1 protein-coding gene is annotated in these 717 nt (G+C 70.3%); it reads right to left on the minus strand.

What is annotated here, in order from left to right; translation table 11 throughout:
* Positions 1 to 615: RNA-guided endonuclease InsQ/TnpB family protein (locus ACFHWE_RS23635; protein ID WP_416604080.1), on the minus strand; the 615-nt coding region annotated here is incomplete at its 3' end.
* Positions 616 to 717 lie beyond the last annotated feature (102 nt).

Here is a 717-nt window from a genome sequence, read left to right on the forward strand (position 1 = left end):
GGTCACCTTCTCCCCCGTGGAGAGGGTGACCAGGAAGGTGGTCCCGGCGTCGACACCGACCGCCTCGCGGAGCGCGGGGGCGGCGTGGACGGTGTCCTCGCACAGCAGGGACACGAACCAGCGGCCCGCGCCGTCACGGGAGACCGTCACGGCGGACGGCCGCGCGCCCTCGGGCAGGGGCCGCGACCAGGCGATGTCGAGCGGGTCGGACATCTTGGCCAGGGTGAGGCGGCCCTGGCGGTAGCGGAACGCGCCGGGGGTGTACTGCGCGCTGGCGCGGGACTTCTTGCGCGACTTGAACCGGGGGGAGCGGGCGCGTCCGGCGAAGAAGTGGGCGAACGCGCCCTGGAGGTGGCGCAGCGCCTGCTGGAGCGGGACGCTGGACACCTCGGTGAGGAAGGAGAGTTCGTCGGTCCTCTTCCAGGCGGTGGGCATGGCCGAGGTGGCGTTGTAGTTCACGCGCTCCCGGCGCTGGTACCAGGCCTGGGTGCGGGCGGCGAGGGCCTTGTTGCAGACGAGGCGGAGGCACCCGAACGTGCGCGACGGCTCCGCTGCCTGCGCTGGGGTGGGGTGGAAGCGGTACTTGAACGCCCGCTTCACGGTCTTCCTCGCCATGGTTCACGTTCTACTGGTTCGTTGGTAAGCACGCAGCAGGAAGGAGAGGGCGTTTCCTTCCCGGCTTGAAGGACCGGGTCTCCACGCCCAACAAACTGATGA

The organism is Nocardiopsis sp. LOL_012, assembly GCF_048060475.1.
Taxonomy (GTDB): Bacteria; Actinomycetota; Actinomycetes; order Streptosporangiales; family Streptosporangiaceae; genus Nocardiopsis.